Here is a 4,140-nt window from a genome sequence, read left to right as displayed (position 1 = left end):
GTACCCCCCGCGCCACCCCGCCGCCGCGGCCCCCGAGGGCGAACTGCCGCCGTACGTGGTGTGGGCCCACGGCGGGCCCACCGGACGGGCGCCCCTCGTACTGGACCTGGAGATCGCCTACTTCACCTCGCGCGGCATCGGCGTGGTGGAGGTGAACTACGGGGGCTCGGCGGGCTACGGCCGCGCCTACCGCGACCGGCTGCGGGAGAGCTGGGGCGTGGTCGACGTCGAGGACTGCGCCGCCGTCGCCCGCGCCCTGGCCGCCGAGGGCACCGCCGACCCCGCCCGGCTCGCCATACGCGGCGGCAGCGCGGGCGGCTGGACCACCGCCGTCTCCCTCACCTCGCCGCTGACCGAGGGCCTGTACGCCTGCGGGACCATCAGCTACCCCATCCTCGACCTGGCCGGCTGGGCGGCCGGCGAGACGCACGACTTCGAGTCGCAGTACCTGGTCTCCCTCGTCGGCCGCGCCGAGGAGCACCCCGAGCGCTACCGCGACCGCTCGCCCGTCCACCACGCCGACCGCGTCACCGCCCCCTTCCTGCTGCTCCAGGGCCTGGACGACGTGATCTGCCCGCCCGCCCAGTGCGACCGCTTCCTGGCCGAGGTCGCCGGGCGCGGAGTGCCGCACGCCTATCTCGCCTTCGAGGGCGAGAGCCACGGCTTCCGCAGGGCGCAGACCATCGTCCGGGCCGTGGAGGCCGAACTCTCCCTGTACGCGCAGGTCCTCGGCTTCGACCGCCCGGACGTCCCCAGACTGGAGCTCACGACGTGACACCTCCCTCGCCACCGCGTCCCGCCCTCACCCGGCCCGGGCGGCTGCGCCCCGGCGACCGGGTGGCGATCGTGGCGCCCAGCGGACCGGTGGAGCGCGAGCGGCTGGACTCCGGAGTGGACGTACTGCGCGGCTGGGACCTGGACCCGCGGGTCATGCCGCACGTCCTGGACGTCCACCCGCGACTGGACCACCTGGCCGGCACCGACGCCGACCGCGCACGCGACCTGACCGACGCCTGGTGCGACCCGTCCGTCGCGGCCGTCCTCGCCGCCCGCGGCGGCTACGGCGTCCAGCGGATGGTGGACCTGGCCGACTGGGACGCGATGCGCGCGGCCGGCCCCAAACCCTTCGTCGGCTACAGCGACCTGACCGTGCTGCACGAGGCGTTCGCGGCCCGGCTGGGCCTGGCCACCCTGCACGGCCCGATGCCCGCCACCGTCTCCTTCCTCAAGGACGGCCCCACCCAGGAGCATCTGCGCGCCACCCTCTTCGCCCCGGAGACGGTCACGGCGATCACCTCCCCGACCGCCCGCACGCTGGTGCCCGGCCGGGCGTCCGGCACCACCTACGGCGGCTGCCTGTCGCTGCTGGCCGGCCAGACCGGCGTCCCCGGGCGGGACCGCGCCCGCCCGGACGGCGGCATCCTGCTGCTGGAGGACGTCGGCGAGCCGCCGTACCGCCTCGACGGCTACCTCACCCACCTGCTGCGCTCCGGCGAACTGGACGGGGTGGCGGGCGTGGTGCTCGGCTCCTGGCACGACTGCGGCCCGTACGAGAAGGTCCGCGAGGTGCTGCTGGACCGCCTCGCCCCGCTGGGTGTACCGGTGGTGGAGGAGATGGGTTTCGGACACGGCCCGGCGACCCTGACCGTGCCGCTGGGGGTCCGTGCCACCCTGGACGCCGACACCCGCACCCTCACACTCCAGGAGCCCGCCCTGGTATGACGGACACCGCCGCCCCGCCGCCCGAGCCGCCGCGCTCCACCCCGCCCGACCCGCACACGATGGCCTCGGCCTACCTCGACTACTACCGCGACACCGTCCTGCGCAAGCTCGACGGGCTGTCCGAGGCCGAACTGCGCGACAGCCGGCTGCCGTCGGGCTGGAGCCCGCTGGAACTCCTGTGGCACCTGGCCTGCGTCGAACGCAGGTGGTTCCGCTGGGGATTCACCGCCGAGCCGCTCCAGGACCCCTGGGCCGACCAGGACGAGGCGGGCCGCTGGCGTGTGCCCGGCCACATGGCGGTGCAGGACGTGGCGTCGCGCTTCCGCGCCGAGTGCGCCCGCTCCCGCGAGATCGCCGCCGGTGCCGCCTTCACCGACCGCGCGGCGGTCGGGGGCCGCTTCGCGGACGAGCGGGAGGCCCCGACCCTGGCCTGGATCCTCTTCCACGTCCTGCAGGAGTACGCCCGCCACGCGGGCCACCTCGACATCGTGCGGGAACTGGCGGACGGCACCACGGGCGAGTAGCCCCTCGCCTTCCCGGGGAGCTACAGCCCCGCGAGATCCGCCAGCGTGCGCACCTGGGCCATCATCGCCGTGCCCGCCGCCGGATCGCCGCCCTCGGCCACGGTCCACAGCGCCGACTCCACGCGGCGGGCCACCGCCCACGCCATCAGCCGCCCCGCGTCCTCGCCGAGCGCGCCGGCCACCAGCGAGCACCGTGCGGCGACCACGTCACGAGGGACGGGCTGCCCGAAGTCGTAGCCGATCTGCTCGATCAGCGGCCAGGGGTCGTACAGCGGATCGCCGGTCATCGGCTTGGCGTCGACCGCCAGCCAGGGCCGCCGCCCGGCGGCCAGGACGTTGCCGGGGTTGAGGTCGCCGTGCACCACCGCCTCCCGGGCGGCCGCCCCCGGCAGCTCGCGCAGCAGCCGCACCCCCAGCGCCACCAGGGCCGGATCGAAGCCGGGAGGCCGCAGCCGCGCCATCCGCTCCTCGGCCAGATCCGCCCATCCGGCGGTCACCTCCGCCACCGTCTCCAGCCCCGCGTCCGGCGGTACGGGCGCGCTCCACAGCTCGCGCAGCACCTCGGCCCCGGCCAGCAGCCGCTCCTCGGCGGGGAGTCCGGCGGCCCGGCCCAGCTCGGTGCCCGGCGCACAGCGCTCCAGCAGCAGCGCGTACCGCCCGGCGTCGTGCTCGTACAGCCGCACCGCGCCCCGGCCGCCCCACAGCCGCAGGGCCGCGCCCTCCCCGGCCGCCTCCCGGTGCGGCCAGCTCACCTTGAGCACCGCCTCGGAGCCGTCCGCGCGCCGCACCGGCGCCACCCACGAGACGCTGCCCCCGGTGAACGGCTCATCGGGCACCAGCTCCCACCGTTCGGCCAACTCCCCGACCAGAGCGGGCAGTCGGCCCAGCCACTCGGGCCCGCCCGGGTAGCCGGAGACGGTCCTCACCACGGGCAGGCCGGGCGGCAACAGGTCTGTGGACGTCATGGGGGCGAGCATAGGCCGGGCCGGTGGCCCGCACCCTTTCCCGCCGCCGAACGCGACGTCCGAATGCCGCCGGACCCCCGGGCAGCTCCGCGCCAGGATCGAGCCATGTCCACGAAAACGACCGAGACGACCGGCATGACCGACACAGCAGACATGAACGACCTGTACGGCAGGGCGGCGCTGGTGACCGGCGGCAGCCGCGGCATCGGCGAGGCCGTGGCGCTCCGGCTCGCCCGGGACGGCGCCGACGTGGCGCTGACCCACCGGGACTCCGAGGAGAGCGCGCGGCGGGTGGCCGAGAACATCAAGGCGATGGGCCGCCGGGCCCTGGTGGTGCGCGCCGACAGCGCCGACCCGGCGGCCGTACGCGCCGCCGTAGACGCGGCCGCGGCGGAGTTCGGGCGGCTCGACATCCTGGTGAACAACGCCGGGATCGGCCTGGTCGGGCCGATCGGCGAGATCACGGCCGAGGACGTCGACCGGACGCTGCACGTCAACGTCCGCGCCCCCTTCCTGGCCTGCCAGGCCGCCCTCGCCCACATGGGGGAGGGCGGGCGGATCATCACCATCGGAAGCTGCGTGGCCGAGCGCGTCGCCTTCCCCGGCGCCTCCCTCTACGCCACCGGCAAGGCCGCGCTGACCGGCCTGACCAAGGCGCTGGCCCGGGAGCTCGGCCCGCGCGGCATCACGGCCAACCTCGTCCACCCGGGTCCGGTCGACACCGGGATGAACCCCGCCGACGGGCCGGACGCGGACTACCAGAGGGGACTGACGGCCCTGGGGCGCTACGGGAAGCCCGGGGAGATCGCGGCGACGGTGGCGCATCTGGCCGGCGCCCAGGGCCGGTACATCACCGGCGCCTCCATCGCCGTGGACGGCGGCCTCACCGCCTGAACCGGGCGGCGGACGGCAGGGGGCGTGGCAGAGGG

5 protein-coding genes are annotated in these 4,140 nt (G+C 75.9%); 4 read left to right on the top strand and 1 reads right to left on the bottom strand.

The window, feature by feature from the left end:
* The 3 genes from L7D48_RS26815 to L7D48_RS26805 all read left to right on the top strand — a co-directional run.
* On the top strand, nucleotides 1-775 hold a 775-nt coding region (locus L7D48_RS26815; RefSeq protein ID WP_237883373.1), incomplete at its 5' end, for a prolyl oligopeptidase family serine peptidase.
* A complete protein-coding gene (locus tag L7D48_RS26810; RefSeq protein ID WP_237883371.1) occupies nucleotides 772-1,722 on the top strand; it encodes an LD-carboxypeptidase in 951 nt (316 codons plus the stop codon). The genes L7D48_RS26815 and L7D48_RS26810, both read left to right, overlap by 4 nt.
* Nucleotides 1,719-2,246 (top strand): DinB family protein, encoded by a 528-nt coding sequence (locus tag L7D48_RS26805; protein WP_374493907.1) that lies wholly within the window; start codon nucleotides 1,719-1,721, stop codon nucleotides 2,244-2,246. Before L7D48_RS26810 ends, L7D48_RS26805 begins: the two co-directional genes overlap by 4 nt.
* Before the next feature lie 20 nt (nucleotides 2,247-2,266).
* Here L7D48_RS26805 and L7D48_RS26800 read toward each other — a convergent pair whose 3' ends face one another.
* Nucleotides 2,267-3,211, bottom strand: coding sequence for an aminoglycoside phosphotransferase family protein (locus L7D48_RS26800; protein ID WP_237883369.1), 945 nt, complete (start codon nucleotides 3,209-3,211; stop codon nucleotides 2,267-2,269).
* Between the two features lie 105 nt (nucleotides 3,212-3,316).
* Here L7D48_RS26800 and L7D48_RS26795 point away from each other — a divergent pair, with 105 nt between their 5' ends.
* On the top strand, nucleotides 3,317-4,105 hold the full coding sequence (locus L7D48_RS26795; RefSeq protein ID WP_305853180.1) for an SDR family NAD(P)-dependent oxidoreductase: 789 nt from the start codon (nucleotides 3,317-3,319) through the stop codon (nucleotides 4,103-4,105).
* Nucleotides 4,106-4,140: the final 35 nt, after the last annotated feature.

Origin of the sequence: Streptomyces sp. ICN903 (assembly GCF_022015835.1) — a bacterium.
Taxonomy (GTDB): domain Bacteria; phylum Actinomycetota; class Actinomycetes; order Streptomycetales; family Streptomycetaceae; genus Streptomyces; species Streptomyces fenghuangensis.
This window is presented reverse-complemented; position numbering and strand designations above follow the sequence as displayed.